Below are 20,115 nucleotides of genomic sequence, written 5' to 3'. Positions count from 1 at the left end.
GCGGGTTTAAGGGGGCGAAGTAGGCTCACCCGCAGATAGGGAAAGGTCGTCTGAAACCAAAAATTAGGTTTCAGACGACCTTTTTTAATACCGACACATATTTATGTAGATTAAAATAGAACGCACCCATGCCGTCATTCCCGCGCAGCGTCGTAGGTCGGATTCTTGAATCCGACATTTTGGATGGTTGCGTCGGATACAAGTATCCGACCTATGGCTTGCTCAACCAGCACAAACCCGAAACCGTCGGACAAGCAAGCCGCATTTCAGGCGTCACGCCCGCGGCGGTAGCGTTGCTGATGGTGCATTTGAAACGCGGGTTTAAGGGGGCGAAGTAGGCTCACCCGCAAATAGGGAAAGGTCGTCTGAAACCGAAAATCAGGTTTCAGACGACCTTTTTTAATACCGACACATATTTATGTAGATTAAAATAGAACGCACCCATGCCGTCATTCCCGCGCAGCGTCGTAGGTCGGATTCTTGAATCCGACATTTTGGACGGTTGCGTCGGATACAAGTATCCGACCTACGGCTTGCTGTATTTTTGACCCCATCGGGCAAAAATACAGTTGCTACGACACCAAGGTACTTAAAAACACGCCATAAAAAGACGAAGTAAATGAAAAAAAGTATATTGTATAAATTATCAAGAGAAGCGCTTTATCCTCCCTATGTAGAACTTAAGGCATCTGGGGTAAGCGAAGAAACATTAGGAAAAATACAGTTTTTTGATGAGAATCCAACTGAACTATTTTGGGAAACGTATATTTCTAAAAAAGAAGATAGGGTTGTATATTTTAAGCATGATTTAACCATAAAATATTGCTATTCAGATTACTCAGAATCAGAGGAAGAACAATTTTATTCTGATCTTGATGCAGAGATTGGCGAAAATAAGATTTTTATACTTTTCCAAAGTTCAAAAATAGGTTTCTGTTTTTCAAGAGAAAATTTAAAAGAAATTTTAGATGCAATATATTTCATGGATAATGAGGATATTTTGCTTTATTGCCTTGATAGTAAAGTAATAATTACTGGAGGGTATAGAGGGTTTACTGTTTGGGAAAAATTAAAATTTAAATAGGTAAGTGTCGTAGGTCGGATTCTTGAATCCGACATCTTGGACGATAGTGTCGGATACAAGTATCCGACCTACGGCTTGCTCTCCAAAGAAGCCCAAGCCGTGTATGATGAAGGCCTGAAACTGTGACAGGCCTTCTACCGGGCCGACATCGAACGCAAAATCCGCGACGAATACCTGCTCGACAAAAGCGGTGCAGGCTGGTATAAAATCCGCAACGCCCTGAAAAAGGCCGCTCCGCAAACCGACTTCGCCCCCTTCGAAACCACCTACGCCGCCCTCGCTGCCAAACTCGAACCACTGGTGTACGAATACGGCTTTTTGAAAGAATAGGCAGCCTGAAAAAAGCAGCCTGCACCCCCAAAACAAGGAAACCCCATGATCCCCACACAACACACCGTACTCATCACCGGCGGCGCCACCGGCATCGGCTTTGCGCTGGCAAAAAAGTTCCGTGCAGCGGGCAACCACGTGATTTTGGTCGGACGGCGCGAAGACGCGCTACGCCAAGCCGTAGAACAACTTTCAGGAGAACAGCTTTCAGGCAGCCTGCACGATAACGGCGCACGTTGCGGATATGCCGTCGCCGACGTTTCCCAAGCCGAAGACCGCGCACGGCTGGCGGCGCAGTTTCCCGAAACCAGTATCCTCATCAACAACGCCGGCATCCAGTTCACCAAACGGTTGGACGAGCAGACGGACGACGAAATCGTGCAGGAAATCGCCGTCAATCTCACCGCGCCCGTGCAGCTCACCCGCGCCTTCCTACCCATGCTGGCGGGCAAGCCGCAGGCCGCCGTTATCAACGTATCATCGGGCTTGGCGGTGGTGCCCAAGGAAACCTGCGCCGTTTACTGTGCCACCAAAGCCGCGCTACACAGCTTTTCGCAAGTGTTGCGCTGGCAATTGGAAAACAGCGGTATCCGCGTGTTCGAAATCCTGCCGCCCATGGTCGCCACGCCCATGTACAAAGGCAAGGGGCACGCGCACCTGAAAATTTCGCCCGACGAATTGGCAGACGAATTTTGGCGTGATTTTGAACGCAACCGCTTTGAAAGCATGATTGGCAAAACGAAGTGGCTCTATTGGATTAACCGCCTCTCCGCACGGCTGGGGCAGCGGATTATGCGGAAGGGTTTGTAATCATGAACGCTCCGTCTTCAGATTATCGTGCCGTATTGGATTTTTGGTTTCGCGAAACTGCGCCGCAGCAATGGTTTGCCCGATCCGATGCGTTCGACGGCATCATCCGCCAACGCTTTTTTGCCGTGTGGCAACGCGCCGCACAGAGCGAACTGGCCGACTGGCGCGGCAATATGCAGGGCAGCAAGCCGTAGGTCGGATACTTGTATCCGACCTACGGCTTGCTGCAAATATACATTTTGACGTTAGTACCCTTCATGATAGAGAATCATGGCAAGAGCGTATAAATAAAGATTTTCTTGATAACAAAAATATTTGTCCATATGGAATGGATGGAGTTCTTGATATTCTAAAAGACACCTTCCGAGTCCTCAGTCTTGAACAAACACCGCAATAAAAAAGGTCGTCTGAAAACCCAAAACCAAGTTTTCAGACGACCTTTCTTTATCCAATCTGGTGCCGGAGAAGGGAATCGAACCCCCGACCTTCGCGTTACGAATGCGCTGCTCTACCGACTGAGCTACACCGGCACGGTGTTCGTTATCATATACATAAACGGGATGTTCGGCAAGTTCGCATTTCCCGATAAGGTTGTTGCTCGGTGAAAATATATGCCGTATTTTCAGACGACCTTTTTTAAAAAGACCGTATGGGGATAGTGTTTTGATGCTTGACTTTCCATCCCTTCCGCCCGCACGGAAACGGCAATGGGTTGGGCAGGTTTATCCGGAATCGGCAAACTGTCAGCCTCCGTCCGAAATTATAGTGGATTAAATTTAAATCAGGACAAGGAGAGGCAACGCCGTGCTGGTTTAAAGTTAATCCACTATAATCTTTAAAGGTTAACAAAAGCGTGAGGCAAAGGATATAGATGCTGGAGGGCGTAACGGTAAACAAAAGGTCGTCTGAAACTGGAAATCCGGTTTCAGACGACCTTTTTTCATATCGAGACATTAGGCAAAGCCAAACGCAGAGGAAATTAATTAACAGCCGATAAGATAGAGTAAAGGCTTGGGGCATCTACGCATAATTCTTCTTTTTCCGAGCGGTAGCAGGTCCAGCTTTTGCCTTTTAAGGTACGCTCGGAGGTGGTGTAAGTCTTGTTATTCATCAGTTTGGTCGAATGAGTCCATTTGCCGCCTGTCGGGTTGGATTCTTTCGTTTTCACAAAGGCTTCATACGAAAAAACAATCGTTTTTCCATTTTTCAATTTGTACTCTTCCCCGTTCCCCGCGATATAGCCGCCGCGTTTTTCATCATAGACTTGTGCGCTTTCCCAAGCCAGGCTGCTGCAAGCCGTTGTTTTCGGTTGGCTGTTTGGGGCGGTCAAATCTTGGTATGTGCAAGTCAACTTGTCTGATGAATAGGTATGGCTGGCATAGGCAGCCGTAGACAAAAACAGGATGGTAAAAAATATTCTTTTCATTTTGGCTTACCTTTTAAAAATCAAAACGATACGGAGTAAAACGACCTTATTCCACTTGAGGACGATGCGGCACTCCGAATAGCGGAAACCGAGAAGACGGGTATTGTACTTCCATCCGCGGAACACGTCAGCAAACCTTATTCGATTATCACGTTTTCAGACGACCTTGCCGCGCAAAATACGCTACAATACGCCCTATTTCAAGTTTCTAAAATTAAAAGGAAAATTCAATGTTCAGCTTCTTCCGCCGCAAGAAAAAACAGGAAACGCCCGCTCAAGAAGAAACCCGTATTCAGGAAACCGCCGCCGAAGCCGTAGAGAACGCTGAAGCTGCCGTTTCGCAAACGCTTGAAACGGTTCAGGAAAATGTCGGCGAAAAAGCGGAAGAGCTGACGGCGGCAGTTGAAACGGCGGTAGAAAGTACCAAAGAGCACGCCGAAGAAATCTGCGAGACTGTGGTTGAACATGTTTCCGAAACGGTCGAACACGTCCATGAAGCGGTCAGCGACGGGTCGTCTGAAACCGCAGAAGCTGTCGAAACTTTAGAAATCCAAGCCGAAGCCACGCCTGCAACATCCGAAGAACATTCCGTAGCAGCCTTTGAAAATACAGCCGTCGCAACGTCGTCTGAAACCTCTGAACCATCCGAAACCGAACCCAAACTCGGCTGGGCGGCGCGTTTGAAACAGGGTTTGACCAAATCGCGCGACAAAATGGCGAAATCGCTGGCGGGCGTGTTCGGCGGCGGGCAAATCGACGAAGACTTGTACGAAGAGCTGGAAACCGTGCTGATTACCAGCGACATGGGCATGGAAGCGACGGAATACCTGATGAAAGACGTGCGCAACCGCGTCAGCCTCAAGGGGCTGAAAGACGGCAACGAGTTGCGCGGCGCATTGAAAGAAGCTTTGTACGACTTGATTAAGCCGTTGGAAAAACCGCTGGTCTTGCCCGACACGAAAGAGCCGTTCGTCATCATGTTGGCGGGCATCAACGGCGCGGGTAAAACCACTTCCATCGGCAAACTCGCCAAATATTTCCAAGCTCAGGGCAAATCCGTGCTGCTTGCCGCAGGCGACACCTTCCGCGCCGCCGCTCGCGAGCAGCTTCAAGCATGGGGCGAACGCAACAACGTTACCGTCATCTCGCAAACCACGGGTGATTCCGCCGCCGTCTGCTTCGATGCCGTTCAAGCCGCCAAAGCGCGCGGCATCGACATCGTGCTTGCCGACACCGCTGGCCGCCTGCCCACGCAGCTTCATTTGATGGAAGAAATCAAAAAAGTGAAGCGCGTGCTGCAAAAAGCGATGCCCGATGCGCCGCACGAAATCATCGTCGTCCTCGATGCCAATATCGGGCAAAACGCCGTCAACCAAGTCAAAGCCTTTGACGATGCGCTGGGGCTGACGGGACTGATTGTGACCAAACTCGACGGTACGGCAAAAGGCGGCATCCTCGCCGCGCTTGCCTCCGACCGCCCCGTCCCCGTCCGCTATATCGGCGTGGGCGAAGGCATAGACGATTTGCGCCCGTTTGACGCGCGCGCGTTTGTGGACGCGTTGTTGGACTAAGCCAAATCGGGCAAACAGTCCGATAACGAAAAATCCCGATACGGCAAAATGCCTGCGGATGCGTTTTGATTCGACACAGCCATTTTGCCGAACCATGAAAAAGGTCGTCTGAAACCGGAAAACAGGTTTCAGACGACCTTTGTTTGATGTGGCGGACGAAATAGCGCTGCCGTCAATTGGTGCAACGCCTATTTCCTCCTGCCGAAAAAGGCGAAAACCGTTTGAAAGCAACCCTTACGGAGACAAGTAGCTTTACAAACGGTTTTCAGGTCGGCCTAGCGACCCACCAACAATTATTATACCAACATCATGCTTTTTTGACAAACTCTGATTTCAAATTCATCGCGCTGCCGTCGATTTTGCAACCGATATTGTGGTCGCCTTCTTGCAGGCGTATGCCTTTTACCTTGGTTCCTTGCTTGATGACCATGGAGCTGCCTTTGACTTTGAGGTCTTTAATCAGGACAACGGTGTCGCCGTCTTGCAACACGGCACCGTTGGCATCTTTGACGCTCAGGGTTTCTTCGGCGGCTTCGCCGTCGTTTTCCGTCCATTCAAACGCGCATTCGGGACAGATGTATTGGCTGCCGTCTTCGTAGGTGTATTCGGATTGGCATTGCGGGCAAGGTGGGAGGGACATGGTGGGGATTCCTTTGGTTGAGAAGCGGGGAATTATAGTGGATTAAAATAAAAATGAGACAAGGCGGCAACGCCCGCCGTGTACGGGTAGTACATAAGGGCGTTGGCAACGCCGTATCATTGCAATTTTAATCCACTATATAAGGGAAAGGAGGCAAGGATACGACGGCTTTATACCTAGCTTCAATACAAAACGACCTGTCTTGCAACAGGTCGTCTGAAAACACGGATGCGGCTTAGAGGGACAGTGAAGCTGCCTGAATCAGACCGCGTGCTTTGGCTTCGGCTTCGGCGGCACGCTCTTGCGAGGTGAACGGACCCATTTTGACGACGTATTCGTAGTTGCGTTTCTCCAGGGAAACTCTCGGGTTCATCATGCCGGCGGAAAGATTTCTCGCCGCCTGGTTCATATAGGCTTGTGCTTCGCGTTCGGTACCGAAGGATTTCAAATCGACGAAAATATCTTTGCCATCATAAACTTGGGTGCTTTGACCCGGTACGATTTGTTCGACTTTGACATGTGCCGTGCCTTGGTTGATGAAACCTAATTGCTGGGCGGCGGCTTTGGAAACATCGATCACGCGGTTGCCGTGGAAAGGACCACGGTCGTTGACGCGGACGATGACGCTTTTACCGTTTTTGGTGTTGGTCACACGAGCGTAGCTGGGAATGGGGAGGGTTTTGTGGGCGGCGGTCAGGGCGTTCATGTTGTAACGCTCGCCGCTGGAAGTTTTACGGCCGTGGAACTGGTTGCCGTACCATGAGGCGTTGCCGGTTTGGACGAAGGAGGATACTTTGGTCATCGGCGTATAGCGTTTGCCGGCGACTTTGTAGCTGCGGTTGGCGGAGAAATGCAGCTTCTCGGTGCGGACGATGGAGTCGGCTGAGGCGGAATGAATGGAAAGGATGCTGATTGCAACGGCAGTCAGGGTGGAGAAAAGGGTAGTTTTAGATAAAGTCAAAACGTAGTCCGTTCTTGAGTTGATAACGCGGCGGGATGGCTCCCAGGCGGTTTCAGACGACGTATCGGCGGTTTGACAAAAACCAAGCTGTTGTCGGACAGTATGGCCTTGGTTTTTGTCAAACGGCTCTGGGAGACTCCCCAGCGGATGTTATACACCGCCTGCGTAACCGTTTTGCCGCCATGCTTCAAACAGAATCACGGCGACAGTGTTGGAAAGATTCATACTCCGGCTGTCGGGCTTCATGGGCAGGCGCAGCTTTTGCCCTTCGGGCAGGGTGTCGAGGATTTCGGCGGGCAGGCCGCGTGTCTCGGGACCGAACAAAAAGACATCGCCCTCAACAAAGGAAACTTCGTTGGGACGGGTTTTGCCTTTGGTGGTCAGCGCGAAAATGCGGCGCCCTTCCAAGGCTTTGAGACAATCTTCGAAATTCTCGTGTACCGTCAGTTTTGCAAACTCGTGATAATCCAAACCTGCGCGTTTCATTTTTGCCGAATCCAGCGGAAAACCGAGCGGCTTGACCAGATGCAAATCGGCTCCGGTGTTGGCGCACAATCGGATGATATTGCCCGTATTGGGCGGGATTTCGGGTTGGTACAAAACTATGGTAAACATATAAATCAATCACTTATAGAGCGGCATAATGCCGAAATGTTCCGTAGGTGTCAAAAACTTTAAGCTATTTTTTCATTGGCGGACGCGCCAAACTCCAGCAAAAAATCTTGCCTGCGCCTGATTTTTTCAGCGTCTGCGCCAATTCGTTCAGCGTCGAGCCGGTGGTGAACACATCGTCGATTAACAAAATATTACAGTTTTTCGAGATATGACCATTGATTTCAAAAGCATTTTTTATATTGCGCACCCTGTCTGCGCTTTTCAGCGTGCTTTGCGGCTCGCGATGTCGTCTGAAAACCGTCCGTCGCGGCAACAGCGTCCAGCCGTAATGTTCGGACAGAATATCCGCCAATTCCTCGCTTTGGTTGAAGCCGCGATGCAGCCGCCTTTCCTTGCTCAACGGCACGGGCAGCACAAAATCAAAATGCTCCGTTTCCAGCCAGTCGGGCGCATGTCGGCGCATCAGTTCCGTCAGCGGACGGCTCATGCCGAGGTCTGCCAAATGCTTCAACGCGCGTATCATACTGCTTACGGGCGGCTCATAATACAGCGAAGCCCACATCCGCTCAAATGCCGGCGGCTTCTTCTGGCAGCCGCCGCACACCGCCCCGCCCTGTATCGGGCGGAAACACAAAGGGCAACTGTTTGCCGCGTCCGTAAAAAATTCTTCCAAGTCCGCCGCACAGCCGTCGCAAAAACCGCCATACGGTCGGGTTTCGCACGCTGAAACCAAGGCGTGGCATAATACGCAACGGCTTTTGTGCCACCATCCCGCATTGCGCCACCAAGAAAACACATCCATAGAGAAAACAGCCATGCCGCACTCCGCCAAAAAAGTTTATCTGATACACGGCTGGGCAGCGAACCGCCACGTCTTCGACGACCTCATCCCGCGCCTGAGTGCCGATTGGGACATCCACGCCCTCGACCTGCCCGGACACGGCGACGCGCCCTTTGCCGAAAACTTCAACATCGCCGCGATTGCCGAAGCCTTCGCCGAAGAAATCGACACGCCCGCCCACATCCTCGGCTGGTCGCTCGGCGGCTTGGTCGCGCTCCATCTCGCCGCACGCCGTCCCGACAAAGTCTGTTCGCTCTGCCTGACCGCAAGTTTCGCCCGCCTGACCGCCGACGCGGACTACCCCGAAGGGCTGTCCAACCCCGCTTTGGGCAAGATGGTCGGCGCGTTCCGGCAGGATTATGCCAAACATATCAAACAGTTTCTACAATTACAGTTGCTACACACACCAAACGCCGCCGAAATCATCGGCAACATCCTGCCCGACCTCTCCCGCCACGGCGCACCGCCCGCCCTGCAAGCCGCGTTGGATGCCGTCAACCAAGCCGATGCCCGCCCCCTGCTTTCAAGCATCCAAGCCCCGTCGCTTTTAGTGTTTGGACAAAAAGACGCCATCACCCCGCCGCGCATGGGCGAATACCTCAACCGCCACCTGGCGGACAGCGAATTGGTATTGATGGAAAAAGCAGCACACGCCCCGTTTTTAAGCCACGCCGACGAATTTGCCGAACGCTACCGCGGCTTTGTTGAAAAGGTCGTCTGAAAAATATCTTTGATAACTATATTACAAATAATTTAAATGCGATTACATTGCAATTTAATAAGTTTTATCTTTAAATTTTATCTTAAAGGGACTATTAAACATGACTGGAAAGACTGTTTATTTTCGCTTACCCGAAACCAAACAAAAACATAAAAATTCTGTAACACAAGAAATGCTCGGGAAAAGTATTTCTCGTGCTTTTCGTTCCTACAAAGCGCAATTTCCGCAATATTCAAGCAAAGAATATGAGGCTGTTGCGAAACAGTTTTGCGAAGATTTCTTCTTAGCCGATGAAGCAATTGTTGCTAATTTTGCCAATCTTTCTTTGCAAGATAATGCGGAAAAAAGGATTTCTTTATCTATTCGAATTTCTTCCCATCCTATTTTCAATCAACATATCTCTCATAACATCGCGGTAGCCGTTATTGGGTATTGTCCGACTGCAACTAGTAGTCCTGTTTTTATTCCTGAACGAGTATTTCTCACATATGGAGGAATGGATGCGACTGCTTATGAAAAGCAAATTGAAGCTCATTTTTATCAATTACAGGAAAATTCATATCCGCCTCGCAGTCAACCTAATTTGCTTTCCTCTGATTTTACAAAATCCCTACCGGCATATGCCGCTAAAACTAAAGAACGCTTGTCGGGTTGGTTAGACTTTTTGACCTTTAAAAATAAGTTAATCAAGCACAAAACTCAGGGATTACGATATCTGAATTGGCAGTTCAATGAAGAAACGGGACAGGTACACTTTTTGGTCATTGCGGAAGATGAACAGGTATTGAAAAAAGCACGTGCCGCATTTAGCCGTCAAAACCTGCATGCTTTTAAAATAGAAACTTCCGATCAACCCTTCCGTTTTTTACTGCCTCAAAAAGACGCCTCGCGTGTGGAGAGTGCTTTCTCACAATTAGGGCAACTTGCGAAAGACGGTGTCAAAATTATCCAATTCAACCATTCAGATAAAGCCAAGGTAAAGGCTTGTGGGGATTATCGTAAAGCGTTGCAACAAGAAAATGCAGGTGAAAAAAATCAATTTGATTTCAGCAAAGCGGTATTTGCCGATGTTTTTGTCGATATTTCTGAAGAGTTGAACAATAAAATTTCCCAATTTGAAGATAATACCGACTCAGAGAAGCAGAACGGTAATCAACATACCCGCCAAGATAAAATTGATCATTTGTTCCGAAATCTTCCCAAAAACGGTTTCTTGTCTATTTCTTTAGTCGGCGATTTAGCGTTGATTGAGCGTCATCGCCGAGCGGTAAAAAACCTGCAACAAAATGAAGGTTGTTATGCGCCGTATCTTTCAAGTTATCTGTTTGATATTGAAAATGCCAACCGACCTGATGAAATTCCAGAAATTACCGAATGGGAAAACAAGAGTTTAAATGACAAACAAAAATCTGCCGTACAAAAAATGCTGGCGGCACCTGATATTTGTTTGATTCAGGGGCCACCGGGAACCGGCAAAACCACGGTTATCGCCGAGGCCTGCCTGCAATTTACCAAGCGCGGAGAAACGGTCTTGCTTGCAAGCCAAGCTCACGACGCATTGGATAATGCTTTGTCGCGCCTGCAAAACCATCCTGAATTAAGGGCTGTCCGTTTGGCAAAAAGTGCCAACCGCATTACGGAAGAAGGCAAGCAATTTACCGGCGAAAGTATATTGAGCAAACATTATGTATCGTTGCGCAATTATGTAGCCAAAGAATACCTGCAACCATTTAATGAGTTGTTGGCTGAAACTGAAAAACTGCGCGAATGGGTACAACAGGCTGAATTTGTGGCACATGATTTGCAACGGCTTCGTGAAGAATACCGTACCAATCAAGGTCGTCTGAAACAGGCAAAACAGGCACTTATCCAAACCAAAATCGAGTTTGACGAACAGCAGGATATTTTCAGACGACATAGCCGTGATATAGAAAACATTGCACAGCTTATCGGCTTACTCAATGAGGAAAATTCCGGTGAAGCCTTGCGCAACAGCGATTTTGTTTTACCCGAAACACTTTATCCATTGGTAGAACATCTTACCAACCTTGAGCATCTGCATATCAGCCAACCGTTTTCTTACGAGCGGTTTCTTGCTGAAAGCGAAAACCAAGCTGCCATTCTTTATGCACTGATTCAAAGTTATCAGCGTATCCAGGCAGTTTTGCCGAAAATGAAAGCAGATTTATCACGATTGAACAGTGGCAATGGCACGATGGGGATAGATACGAAAACATTACTGGAAATAGAACAGTTACAGCAGGAAATAGATGAAATCGCTGACAAAATGGAAAATGACGACAGCGATGAACTTTCCGCCCAATGGAAAGAAAAACGCAAAGAATTACGTCGTCTGAAAGATAAACCGTCAGAAGGCTTAAATCGTGAAACTTACCAAATTTTTAACGATGCAGAACATTTTGTGCAAAATAATCCAGCAATGCTCAAACCTTTGCTGATACAACGCATTCAAAATCTAACCATATTCCAACAGAAATATCAGACATTGGTACAAGCCACAGTTTGGGATTTGAACAATCAGTTACAAGGCTATGATTTGCAACCACCAAGTGATAAAACCATACAGGAAAAGCAAGCTGATCTTGAGTCACTAGAAGAGATTAAATATCAAATTACCGAACGAGGTCGTCTGAAAAAACAACAGGCAGCACAAATACTTATCGATGGCGGATTTTCTGCCAAAGCAGACTTTTTGGCAGAATTTGCCACACAGCAAAGCTGTTTGAACACATTAGAAAGTGAACTGCAAACCCTGCAAACAGAAAACCAAGATTTTATGCCTTTATTCTCCCGTTGGCAGGAAATCCTGAAAGAGCCGGAAAAAAGAGCGGAAAAAGATTGGAGCGAGCTGGAAAAACCGTTTGTGGAAAGTTGCAATCTGGTTGCCATTACCTGCAACGAAAACGAGCGGACACTAACCGATAATGATTTTGACGGTTTTGATGTAGTCATTATCGACGAGGTATCCAAGGCTACACCGTTGGAAATGTTGCTGCCTCTTATGCGTGCCAAAAAAGCCATTTTGGTGGGTGACCATCGTCAATTGCCACCAATATTCAATGAAGCCGACGGACTGACATTTGAAGATGAGGTCGAACAAAACGAAGCACAGGAAAATAAGCAAGATTCCGATACGGACTTGACCGAGGATAATTTGCATAAATTCGAAAAAATGGTAACGGCAAGTCTGTTTAAAGAATTGTTTGAAAAGGCACCAGAAAGTTTACGCGAACGCTTAAATATTCAATTTCGCATGCACCCTGACATCATGAAGATGATCAACTACTTTTATGAAGGGCAATTGACCTGCGGCAATCCGGATGCCGAACGGTCTCATGGGATTGAGTTTAAAGGACTATTGTCCAAAAAAGACCATGTGCTGTGGATTGATACGACAGATGATGAAAAAGGAAAGCGTTTTTCGATTAATGACGGGCAAAGCAATATCAACGTATTAGAAGCAAGAATGATTGCCAAAACATTAATGGATATAAACCGTCAGCTTGAGACATTGGGTTATGGCAAGGACAACAAAATGAAAGTAGGTGTCGTTTCATTTTACCAGCCTCAATGCCGCGTCATTCGTGATGAAATCCGAAAAATCAATAAAGATAAATTATCGTTTTCTGCCATTGATGTAGAAATCAATACGGTTATCCGCTATCAAGGTAAAGAAAAACCGATTATTTTGCTGAGTTTGGTAAAAAATGACGGCAAAGACAAAAATGCGTATCGCAGTCCACGTCAAAACGTAGCTCGATTTGAATTTATCAACGTTGCCATGTCGCGCGCACAAAACCTACTGATTATATTCGGCGCAAGAAATATGCTGGAAAACCGGGAAGTCAAACTGCCTCGAATGGATAAAGCAGGATACGATAAAAAAATGGTTTATAAGAATATGTTCAAATATTTAGAACATTGGGCAGAAACAGGCGGAATTTGCGATGCGAAAGAATTTTCCGCCATCCTGCCAAACATACAACCTCAGCAAAAAGGGCGTAGATAATGGATAAATTGCTGGCAAAAAAGACCTTTTCCTATCCGATTTACCGCGCGGATACAGAGTATCGCTACCGTAAAATTGGTACGCCGACCGTATTTGCCGAGTTGTTGATGGGGCTTGCCCATAATGATTTTCCGCAATTGGCAAATAACAGCTTGGCGCAAATTGCCCGTGTATTGAAGCTGGATTTCACCTTTGTCCGCTATACGCTGGAAAACCTTAATGATACGGGACTGATTGAACATATTGATTTACCCGATACTGAAGATGATTTAGCCAAGTTATCTCTAGCAGATTTAAAACTGACCGACAATGGCAAAAAGTTTTACCGTGATAAAAAAATGCCGGGACGGCGTAGAACAGAAAATGCCATATTTTGGTTTAGTCCTTTATTGAATGAATATGTCGGCAAACCCAAACAGAGTGCAAGCAACGCAGACGTTGGGTTGAATCGTTCCCTTTTCCCTGTTGATGAAGGTTTGTTGCAGAAATTGAGCGGACAGGAGTCCGTAAACCAAAATTGGTTTGATGCTACAACCGAATTGGAACATGACGGCATCAGTGTAACGTGCGATGAAGATACATTTTTACCGCAAACTGCCCCTGTCAAGCTCACACTGGATAGCAACCATTATTTGAATATTGACAGCTCAGACAAGCTGTTTTCCCAATGGATAAATACGCGTAAGCCGCAAGTCATCAAAGAAGTTCTGCTTGAACCTATGATTTTTGATGCTGAAGACGCAATCGAATGGGATGTAGATTTGGATTTGCCTGAAAACAGTTTGCTGTCGCTGGTTTTGGCAGATCAGGAATCCGACACACGCCAAATCGGCAATACGGTTGAAGTTAAATTCAATGGAAATCATGATGAACTTGACGATAAAACGCCGCTGATTGTCTTCGCCAACATTGCCGAAGCTGAATTACACGGCAAACATCTTTTTATTCCTGCACGCTTAGATGATTCAGACGGTCTGACTCGCGTATTTTTCCGTTTTTCAGATAATACGCTTTTTGTGGAGGAAACAGGTTATCTTGAGTGCTATTTCGATCATCAGCCGTATCCGTTACCGGCAAAAATTTTATATCAAGAATCTGAAAATTGGCTTGCCGACCTGCCCGCCCTTTCTCAGCCAAATATGGCGGTTTTGGCATTTATGGCAAATTTTGTCCCCGCAGTCGATATTCTGAAAAAATTGCCTGAGATGACGATAACTCAAGCAGTTGGCTTTGCCGAGTTAATTAAAAAGACTTGGAGTAAGCCGTTCCTCCCCGGGAACTGGGAAGAAAAAATCGAGCCTCTTAATAATGAAGACGATTTGGAACAATTTGCTAAACTTTTCCCCAAGACAGATTTGAGCTTGGCAAGATTTTCAGCAGAAGCACAACGACAAGCCTTTGGTTGGGCGGTCAGTAATGAAAAATCGACGGCACGTAAAATTCCCGAATTGTCCGACCTGCTGGTGCAACATAAAGCATTAGGTCGCCTGAAACCCGACGAATTGAAGTTAAAAGACATCAAGCAAAACAGTTTAGAACAAATCGATCAATGGCAGGAAAACGTTGAAAAAATCAACCGCACTTTTCCTGCAATTTCCGCTTCAAACGACATTGCCAAACTGTCGGAGCAGCTAAAACAATGGCAGTCGGCAGTATTCCAATATTTCGAACCGATGGACGTAACACAGAAATTTGCCGTATTGGATACCAACTTTATCCGCCATCACCCCGACAGACTTGTGGCAATCCAAGCGGAACGCACAGTCATCTTACCAAAAACCGTCTTGGGTGAATTGGATCATCAAAAAGAGAAAATCAAATCGAACTTGAACGAGGCTAAACAGAAACTGACCGAAAAATCCAAACAATATGAAGCCATTGGTTCAGGCGACATTGATGCACAAATTGCAGATTGCGATGTCCGCTTAGGTCGTCTGAAAGCAGAGTTAGATGCAGTCAGAATGCAGTTGAACCAATTAAACAGTAAGGAACAGCCAAATGGCTAAAAAGAACAAAAACAAGCAGAAACAGCAAAATCAAATTAGCGGACAAACCAAGCCGGCAGTGGGAAAATCACCCGAAATGCTGGCGTTGGAGAACCGGCGTGATGAATTGAACGCGCAGATTCTGCAAGTCCAAAACCAAAAAAACGAGCTGGAAAAAGAAAAACGTGATTTGGATTTGAAGCGGCAGCAGGCAGAAAAAGAAAAAATTCAGGCAGTAAAAAGCGTTGAACGGCTGGAGCGGGAAGCCGCCGAAATACGCGCGGCCATACGCAAAATTGAAGAATTGAAACTGGCGCAACACACAGAATCTGCCAATCCCCAAATTTTGGCATTAATGGGTGAAAAAGCGGACGGACAGAACCGCAACGGTCAAAACGATCAAGAAATTCTGGCGGTTGCCGCACGATATAAGTTGAATGATGTGGTGCTTTATACAGAAGATAAAAATCTTAAAAATCACGCTACGGCTGTCGGCATTAAAACCATCTGAACCGTAACGTCGTCTGAAAACGATTTAGGAGACGAATAAAATGAGTCAAATCAGCGAAAACCGTTGGCAATTGGAACGCGAACGGGAAATCCGCGAAGCCGCACGCAAGGCAAGGGAAGCCGAAATCAGCCAAACAACGGAAATTTATCTGCGCCGTTACGAACAGCAGATAAACGATTTGGAAAACAGCGATCTGGCTGAATTTGCTTTGCAGAACATCGCTACCATACGCACTGAGATTCAACGGGTACGACATATGAACGCTTATGACGGACGTAACCGCAGTTTTGCTATTGGTCGGCTTGTACAAGCCATACGTTACGAAGCACAGGAAAATAAAAGGGTAGCGGAAGAACACCAACGTCTGTTGCGTGAAGAGGCGGAACGTTTGCGTGCTGAAATAGAAAACGTATGGATACAGGAAACAAGTAATTGGAAAAATAAGCAGGCACGAAATTTGGCATTCAAACCTTTAGCAATACTTCGAAAACGTATTACGGAGGAAAATCTAAGTATTGCTGACATAAAATCGGCGATTTGCGAAATTAAACAATCGGCAGAACAACAAGCCGAAGAAATTCGGAAAAATTTTGCTAAAACCGTACAAGACGAAGTTGCACAAACACAAAAGTCCGATCTTTTAAAATTTATTGAAACGGCCAATCTGCCACAATCGGAATCCGAGCGGTTAAAACAAAAAATTGAGCAAGAAAATCAAAAGGATTTGACAGAAATCATCCAAGAAGCCCACCAAATCGAAGATATGGTGATTGAAAACGAAGCAGTCCGTAAGGAAATGGTCAAAGCCGTATATCAATCGCTGAAGCAAGCCGGTTTTACTGTCTTAAACCCCATCAAACAAGGTGTCGGCGAAGACAGCGTGGTTGTCATCCAAGCAAGCCGTCCGCAAGGAAACCGGGCAAAATTCCGTGTACGTTTAGATGGTGCGGTTCGCTATGAATTTGATAACTATAAAGGGCAGCACTGTAAAGAAGATATGCAAAAAGTATTGCCGAAACTATCCGAAGTTTATGGTGTAAATTTATCTGATGAACGTGTTCTTTGGGAAAATCCGGATGACGAACATACCGATGCCAAACCCATCAATCCAACACATACGGCAAAATCGCACTAAGGTAAAAAAATGAACGAATACATCAATACATGGCTAGAAAACTTTGAACGTCAATCCATGATACGTCGGGCTTTAATCATCAGTGGAAACATCATTGACTTAGGTTTCAACCGTTATAACAAATTAATGCCGATAAACAGAATTATTGAAGAAAGTTTAAAAGCACAAGGTTTCGAACAGGTTGTATTTTACTCACGCTTGAATGGGATATCAGGTGTTTCCTCTCAGGAATGGGATGGATTGAACCGGCTCGGCATGCAGGCCGAAGTCGGTGAAGCTTACGATTTTGACGATGACGGTGAAGATAATAAAGCAATATCCGGATGCATTCCCATTCAGCCTCAGGATTTTTTTGCTACCGTTGAACAAGTCATGACCAAAACACAGAAAAAAGCCGCCTTTATCGTAGATTGGTCAAATTATCTGTTCGGGCAAATCAATGCCTTGAGTGAAACGGAACGGGCTTGGTTGCAACAAATCGCTACTGGCCTACGGGATGCCGAACAAACAACAACCGCAGAAGCGATGGGCCAACCGCAAAGCCTGTTGGTTTTTCTGTGCTCGGGCAATACCGCCTTACCGCCATCCGTTTATCTGAACAATCCTTTATTTGCCGAAATAACCATCCCCCTACCTAATATTTCCGAACGCGAAGCCGCTATTTTGGCAAGACAAACACAGTGGAAGGTTAGTGATAATTTGAGTGCGGGAAGTCAATCGTTGGCAGATTTTGTTACGTTGACCGATACCCTAACTTTACGCGATATAGATAACCTTGTCCGCTTATCCAGACAACAGCAGGCACCTATCAATATACAGAATTTAGTATCGCTGTACCGTTATGGTAAACGCCAATCCCCTTGGGAAAAATTGAATTATCAAAGATTGAAAGATGCCCAAATCACGCTGCAAAGGCGAGTCAAAGGACAAGAATCGGCAATTGGAGCCGTAAACAAGATTTTGATACGGGCCTATACCGGGCTTTCAGGGTTGCAACATTCAGTTAAAGCCCGTATGCCTAAAGGCTCGCTGTTTTTTGTCGGACCGACAGGTGTAGGCAAAACCGAATTAGCAAAATCATTGGCACAATTTCTATTTGGTGATGAGGATGCCTACATCCGCTTCGATATGTCCGAATTTAATCACGAACACGCCGATCAACGCTTAGTCGGCGCACCGCCGGGATATGTCGGTTTTGAAGAAGGAGGTCAATTGACCAATGCAGTGAAAACACGCCCATTTTCCCTGCTCTTGTTTGATGAAATCGAAAAAGCCCATCCGCGGATTTTAGATAAGTTTCTACAAATATTAGAAGATGGCCGATTGACCGACGGCAAAGGCGAAACCATTTCTTTTGCTGATACCTTTATTGTTTTCACTTCCAATATCGGTGCAACTAATATTCGACCTGACGAAGATAATAAAGAAAATATTGCAGAACAATTTAAGCAGGCAGTGCAATCTCATTTTAGAGACGAACTAAACCGCCCAGAATTATTAGGACGTATAGGCGATGCAAACATTATCCCGTTTAACTTCATACAGGATGATGCTGTATTAAAAGATATAGCCCGCGCAAAACTTAAACCGTTGACAGGCCGTCTGAAAGAAAAATGGGGGCTTGAAAAACTGGTATTTGAAAATGAGGATAAAGCACTAGATGCATTAATCAAACAAGTAAATTACCAACACGGGGGGCGCGGCGTATTAAACATGTTAACAAAATATTTATTCGACCCACTGGCAGAATTTCTCTTTGAGCAAGTAGAACAGCCCCATAAATTAAAAGGCAGGACATTAAAAGTCTTGCAGGCAGGAAAATATTTTGATTTCGAGTTGGAATAATGCACTGGCTGAATATATCCCATATTGTTGAAGCTACCGAAGCTGAAGGACCGGGTCTGCGTTTTGTAATTTGGGTTCAAGGATGTCTGAAACGGTGTAAAGGTTGTTGCAATGGTGAATTACTGAAAATAAAACCTGCCCATCTTATGCGATCGAATGAAATCATCCAATTACTTAAAAACGCAACAGAAAAATATCCACTGGAGGGTCTTACCTTTCTTGGTGGAGAGCCTTTTTTACAAGCTGAAGGATTAGCCGATATTGCCGAGGCTGCACATAATCTAAATCTATCCGTAATGGTTTTTTCCGGTTACGAATATACCGAACTGTCAGAAAATAAATTTTCAGGCAGCAAAAGGCTATTAAACTCTACAGACCTATTGATCGACGGAGAATTTGATAATACACAAATAGAAACAACAAGAAATTGGGTGGGTTCGACAAACCAAAAATTCCATTATTTGACAAATCGTTATTCAGATGAGATTGAGACTCAAGAATTGTCGGTAACTAATGAGTGGAGAGTGGATAGTTGTAATAATATTCAAAGTAATGGATTACCTATTAAATTTTATCCATATTAATTTAACAACATTAAAATAATACATTTCTACCTATTATACGAAGACTTTTATAGTGGAATTAACATAAATCAGGACAAGGCGACGAAGCCGCAGACAGTACAGGTAGTACGGCAAGGCGAGGCAACGCCGTACTGGTTTAAAATTAATTCACTATACTATCAAATTATAAATAAAAAGGTCGTCTGAAACATGAACCCCCAAGACAAACGCTGGCAAATCCACCGCCATCTCGCCCAAGACACCGACGAACGGCTGCAAATCGTCCGCAACGCGCCCAAGCGCATCCTGCTTGTCGGTGCGGATGCGGACATCAGCCGCAGCCTTCTTGCCGCGCGTTATCCGAATGCGGTATTCGAAGAATACGACCCACGCGCCGACTTCCTCCAAACCGCCGCAGCCGCACGCAAAATCGGTTTTTGGCAAAAACTCACCGGCAAAACCGTCCCGCAACACTGCCAAGCCCTCACCGACCCGCTGCCCGAAGCCTCCGCCGATATGTTGTGGGCGAACCTCAGCCTGCCCCGCGCGGACGAAATCCTGCCCGTCCTACAAAACTGGGCAAACGCCTTGAAAACAGACGGTTTATTATTCTTCACCCATTTCGGCCGCGACAGCCTGACCGAACTGACAGGCCGTCTGAAAGACGCGGGGATAGCGTATGAAACGCCGACCTTAATCGATATGCACGACCTCGGCGACATGCTTGCCGACAACGGTTTCTACGACCCCGTTACCGATACCGCCAAGCTCGAATTGAGCTACCGCAAGGCGGCGACGTTCCGGCAGGACATGGAAGCCTTGGGCTTGTGGAACGCGTTGAAATTCAGCGATGCCCAAGCGGCTGATGCGTTTGTGGATAAGATTTTTGAAACCGAAGGCGGTCTGACCGTCACACTCGAAACCGTGTACGGTCATGCCGTGAAAAAACTGACGCTGCCAGAGGGGGAAAATGTGGTGCGGTTTTATCCGAAAGGCTGAACGGTTTGTCGGAATAAATATAGTGGATTAACTTTAAATCAGGACAAG

At 46.4% G+C, this 20,115-nt stretch carries 19 protein-coding genes, 1 tRNA gene and 1 pseudogene; 14 read left to right on the top strand and 7 right to left on the bottom strand.

Translation table 11 applies throughout. From position 1 onward, the window contains the following. Window positions 1–128: 128 nt before the first annotated feature. The gene (locus tag HMPREF3277_RS12960) at window positions 129–338 is read left to right on the top strand and encodes a hypothetical protein (protein ID WP_070871356.1); all 210 of its coding nucleotides are present in this window, start codon (window positions 129–131) and stop codon (window positions 336–338) included. A gap of 281 nt (window positions 339–619) precedes the next feature. Beyond that, the gene (locus HMPREF3277_RS12955; protein ID WP_070871355.1) at window positions 620–1,084 is read left to right on the top strand and encodes a hypothetical protein; all 465 of its coding nucleotides are present in this window, start codon (window positions 620–622) and stop codon (window positions 1,082–1,084) included. Here the strand turns inward: HMPREF3277_RS12955 and HMPREF3277_RS12950 are convergent. Beyond that, window positions 1,070–1,450: a hypothetical protein gene (locus tag HMPREF3277_RS12950; protein ID WP_141765240.1), complete on the bottom strand. Its 381-nt coding sequence runs from the start codon at window positions 1,448–1,450 to the stop codon at window positions 1,070–1,072. The two genes, HMPREF3277_RS12955 and HMPREF3277_RS12950, sit on opposite strands and share 15 nt — an antisense overlap. Before the next feature lie 9 nt (window positions 1,451–1,459). Here HMPREF3277_RS12950 and HMPREF3277_RS12945 point away from each other — a divergent pair, with 9 nt between their 5' ends. Both HMPREF3277_RS12945 and HMPREF3277_RS12940 read left to right on the top strand, forming a co-directional pair. Then, window positions 1,460–2,224 carry an SDR family oxidoreductase gene (locus tag HMPREF3277_RS12945; RefSeq protein ID WP_070871353.1) on the top strand — a complete coding sequence of 255 codons (765 nt, stop codon included), beginning with the start codon at window positions 1,460–1,462 and terminating at the stop codon, window positions 2,222–2,224. Between the two features lie 2 nt (window positions 2,225–2,226). Beyond that, window positions 2,227–2,418 (top strand): DUF924 family protein, encoded by a 192-nt coding sequence (locus tag HMPREF3277_RS12940; protein WP_246830823.1) that lies wholly within the window; start codon window positions 2,227–2,229, stop codon window positions 2,416–2,418. A gap of 260 nt (window positions 2,419–2,678) precedes the next feature. Here HMPREF3277_RS12940 and HMPREF3277_RS12935 read toward each other — a convergent pair. Both HMPREF3277_RS12935 and HMPREF3277_RS12930 read right to left on the bottom strand, forming a co-directional pair. Further along, a tRNA-Thr gene (locus HMPREF3277_RS12935) sits at window positions 2,679–2,754 on the bottom strand. Window positions 2,755–3,203: 449 nt separating this feature from the next. Beyond that, window positions 3,204–3,650, bottom strand: coding sequence for a hypothetical protein (locus tag HMPREF3277_RS12930; protein WP_003779680.1), 447 nt, complete (start codon window positions 3,648–3,650; stop codon window positions 3,204–3,206). A 230-nt stretch (window positions 3,651–3,880) separates the two neighbouring features. On the opposite strand from HMPREF3277_RS12930, the gene ftsY reads away from it, so the two are divergent. Continuing rightward, window positions 3,881–5,221: a signal recognition particle-docking protein FtsY gene (ftsY, locus tag HMPREF3277_RS12925; RefSeq protein WP_003779678.1), complete on the top strand. Its 1,341-nt coding sequence runs from the start codon at window positions 3,881–3,883 to the stop codon at window positions 5,219–5,221. Window positions 5,222–5,528: 307 nt separating this feature from the next. Here the strand turns inward: ftsY and HMPREF3277_RS12920 are convergent, their stop codons facing one another. The 4 genes from HMPREF3277_RS12920 to HMPREF3277_RS12905 all read right to left on the bottom strand — a co-directional run bounded on the left by HMPREF3277_RS12920 (window position 5,529) and on the right by HMPREF3277_RS12905 (window position 8,254). Further along, the gene (locus HMPREF3277_RS12920; RefSeq protein ID WP_003741903.1) at window positions 5,529–5,861 is read right to left on the bottom strand and encodes a zinc ribbon domain-containing protein YjdM; all 333 of its coding nucleotides are present in this window, start codon (window positions 5,859–5,861) and stop codon (window positions 5,529–5,531) included. Window positions 5,862–6,096: 235 nt separating this feature from the next. Continuing rightward, window positions 6,097–6,822, bottom strand: coding sequence for a septal ring lytic transglycosylase RlpA family protein (locus HMPREF3277_RS12915; RefSeq protein ID WP_070871352.1), 726 nt, complete (start codon window positions 6,820–6,822; stop codon window positions 6,097–6,099). A gap of 150 nt (window positions 6,823–6,972) precedes the next feature. Beyond that, a complete protein-coding gene (trmL, locus tag HMPREF3277_RS12910; protein ID WP_003767785.1) occupies window positions 6,973–7,437 on the bottom strand; it encodes a tRNA (uridine(34)/cytosine(34)/5-carboxymethylaminomethyluridine(34)-2'-O)-methyltransferase TrmL in 465 nt (154 codons plus the stop codon). Between the two features lie 64 nt (window positions 7,438–7,501). Next, entirely contained in the window at window positions 7,502–8,254 is a 753-nt protein-coding gene (locus HMPREF3277_RS12905) for a ComF family protein (protein ID WP_094112530.1), read from the bottom strand. On the opposite strand from HMPREF3277_RS12905, the gene bioH reads away from it, so the two are divergent. The 9 genes and pseudogenes from bioH to HMPREF3277_RS12865 all read left to right on the top strand — a co-directional run bounded on the left by bioH (window position 8,253) and on the right by HMPREF3277_RS12865 (window position 20,067). After that, window positions 8,253–8,999 (top strand): pimeloyl-ACP methyl ester esterase BioH, encoded by a 747-nt coding sequence (gene bioH / locus HMPREF3277_RS12900; RefSeq protein WP_070871351.1) that lies wholly within the window; start codon window positions 8,253–8,255, stop codon window positions 8,997–8,999. The two genes, HMPREF3277_RS12905 and bioH, sit on opposite strands and share 2 nt — an antisense overlap. A 100-nt stretch (window positions 9,000–9,099) precedes the next feature. Beyond that, complete coding sequence (locus HMPREF3277_RS12895) at window positions 9,100–13,029, top strand: AAA domain-containing protein (protein WP_070871350.1); 3,930 nt, start codon at window positions 9,100–9,102, stop codon at window positions 13,027–13,029. Further along, a complete protein-coding gene (locus HMPREF3277_RS12890; protein WP_070871349.1) occupies window positions 13,029–15,035 on the top strand; it encodes a PIN domain-containing protein in 2,007 nt (668 codons plus the stop codon). Before HMPREF3277_RS12895 ends, HMPREF3277_RS12890 begins: the two co-directional genes overlap by 1 nt. Further along, the gene (locus HMPREF3277_RS12885; protein WP_070871348.1) at window positions 15,028–15,525 is read left to right on the top strand and encodes a PIN domain-containing protein; all 498 of its coding nucleotides are present in this window, start codon (window positions 15,028–15,030) and stop codon (window positions 15,523–15,525) included. The genes HMPREF3277_RS12890 and HMPREF3277_RS12885 overlap by 8 nt, the downstream gene beginning before the upstream one ends. 40 nt (window positions 15,526–15,565) lie before the next feature. Then, entirely contained in the window at window positions 15,566–16,660 is a 1,095-nt protein-coding gene (locus tag HMPREF3277_RS12880; protein WP_070871347.1) for a flotillin family protein, read from the top strand. 9 nt (window positions 16,661–16,669) lie between these two features. Next, the gene (locus tag HMPREF3277_RS12875; protein WP_070871346.1) at window positions 16,670–18,505 is read left to right on the top strand and encodes an AAA family ATPase; all 1,836 of its coding nucleotides are present in this window, start codon (window positions 16,670–16,672) and stop codon (window positions 18,503–18,505) included. Then, window positions 18,505–19,089: a 4Fe-4S single cluster domain-containing protein gene (locus HMPREF3277_RS12870; RefSeq protein WP_003686644.1), complete on the top strand. Its 585-nt coding sequence runs from the start codon at window positions 18,505–18,507 to the stop codon at window positions 19,087–19,089. The genes HMPREF3277_RS12875 and HMPREF3277_RS12870 overlap by 1 nt, the downstream gene beginning before the upstream one ends. Before the next feature lie 48 nt (window positions 19,090–19,137). After that, a pseudogene (locus tag HMPREF3277_RS15480) lies at window positions 19,138–19,245 on the top strand (IS5/IS1182 family transposase); the annotation flags it as partial. A gap of 33 nt (window positions 19,246–19,278) precedes the next feature. Then, window positions 19,279–20,067, top strand: a complete 789-nt coding sequence (locus tag HMPREF3277_RS12865) for a class I SAM-dependent methyltransferase (RefSeq protein WP_070871345.1) — start codon at window positions 19,279–19,281, stop codon at window positions 20,065–20,067. Window positions 20,068–20,115 lie beyond the last annotated feature (48 nt).

This window comes from Neisseria sp. HMSC70E02 (genome assembly GCF_001838645.1).
Lineage (GTDB): Bacteria > Pseudomonadota > Gammaproteobacteria > Burkholderiales > Neisseriaceae > Neisseria > Neisseria macacae.
This window is presented reverse-complemented; position numbering and strand designations above follow the sequence as displayed.

Bases quoted from the DNA above. Each gene is read 5' to 3' on its own strand.
- HMPREF3277_RS12960 (WP_070871356.1), top strand. From the start codon at position 129: ATGCCGTCATTCCCGCGCAGCGTCGTAGGTCGGATTCTTGAATCCGAC.
- HMPREF3277_RS12955 (WP_070871355.1), top strand. From the start codon at position 620: ATGAAAAAAAGTATATTGTATAAATTATCAAGAGAAGCGCTTTATCCT.
- HMPREF3277_RS12945 (WP_070871353.1), top strand. From the start codon at position 1,460: ATGATCCCCACACAACACACCGTACTCATCACCGGCGGCGCCACCGGC.
- HMPREF3277_RS12940 (WP_246830823.1), top strand. From the start codon at position 2,227: ATGAACGCTCCGTCTTCAGATTATCGTGCCGTATTGGATTTTTGGTTT.
- HMPREF3277_RS12930 (WP_003779680.1), bottom strand. From the start codon at position 3,650: ATGAAAAGAATATTTTTTACCATCCTGTTTTTGTCTACGGCTGCCTAT.
- ftsY (WP_003779678.1), top strand. From the start codon at position 3,881: ATGTTCAGCTTCTTCCGCCGCAAGAAAAAACAGGAAACGCCCGCTCAA.
- HMPREF3277_RS12920 (WP_003741903.1), bottom strand. From the start codon at position 5,861: ATGTCCCTCCCACCTTGCCCGCAATGCCAATCCGAATACACCTACGAA.
- trmL (WP_003767785.1), bottom strand. From the start codon at position 7,437: ATGTTTACCATAGTTTTGTACCAACCCGAAATCCCGCCCAATACGGGC.
- bioH (WP_070871351.1), top strand. From the start codon at position 8,253: ATGCCGCACTCCGCCAAAAAAGTTTATCTGATACACGGCTGGGCAGCG.
- HMPREF3277_RS12905 (WP_094112530.1), bottom strand. From the start codon at position 8,254: ATGGCTGTTTTCTCTATGGATGTGTTTTCTTGGTGGCGCAATGCGGGA.
- HMPREF3277_RS12895 (WP_070871350.1), top strand. From the start codon at position 9,100: ATGACTGGAAAGACTGTTTATTTTCGCTTACCCGAAACCAAACAAAAA.
- HMPREF3277_RS12890 (WP_070871349.1), top strand. From the start codon at position 13,029: ATGGATAAATTGCTGGCAAAAAAGACCTTTTCCTATCCGATTTACCGC.
- HMPREF3277_RS12885 (WP_070871348.1), top strand. From the start codon at position 15,028: ATGGCTAAAAAGAACAAAAACAAGCAGAAACAGCAAAATCAAATTAGC.
- HMPREF3277_RS12880 (WP_070871347.1), top strand. From the start codon at position 15,566: ATGAGTCAAATCAGCGAAAACCGTTGGCAATTGGAACGCGAACGGGAA.
- HMPREF3277_RS12875 (WP_070871346.1), top strand. From the start codon at position 16,670: ATGAACGAATACATCAATACATGGCTAGAAAACTTTGAACGTCAATCC.
- HMPREF3277_RS12870 (WP_003686644.1), top strand. From the start codon at position 18,505: ATGCACTGGCTGAATATATCCCATATTGTTGAAGCTACCGAAGCTGAA.
- HMPREF3277_RS12865 (WP_070871345.1), top strand. From the start codon at position 19,279: ATGAACCCCCAAGACAAACGCTGGCAAATCCACCGCCATCTCGCCCAA.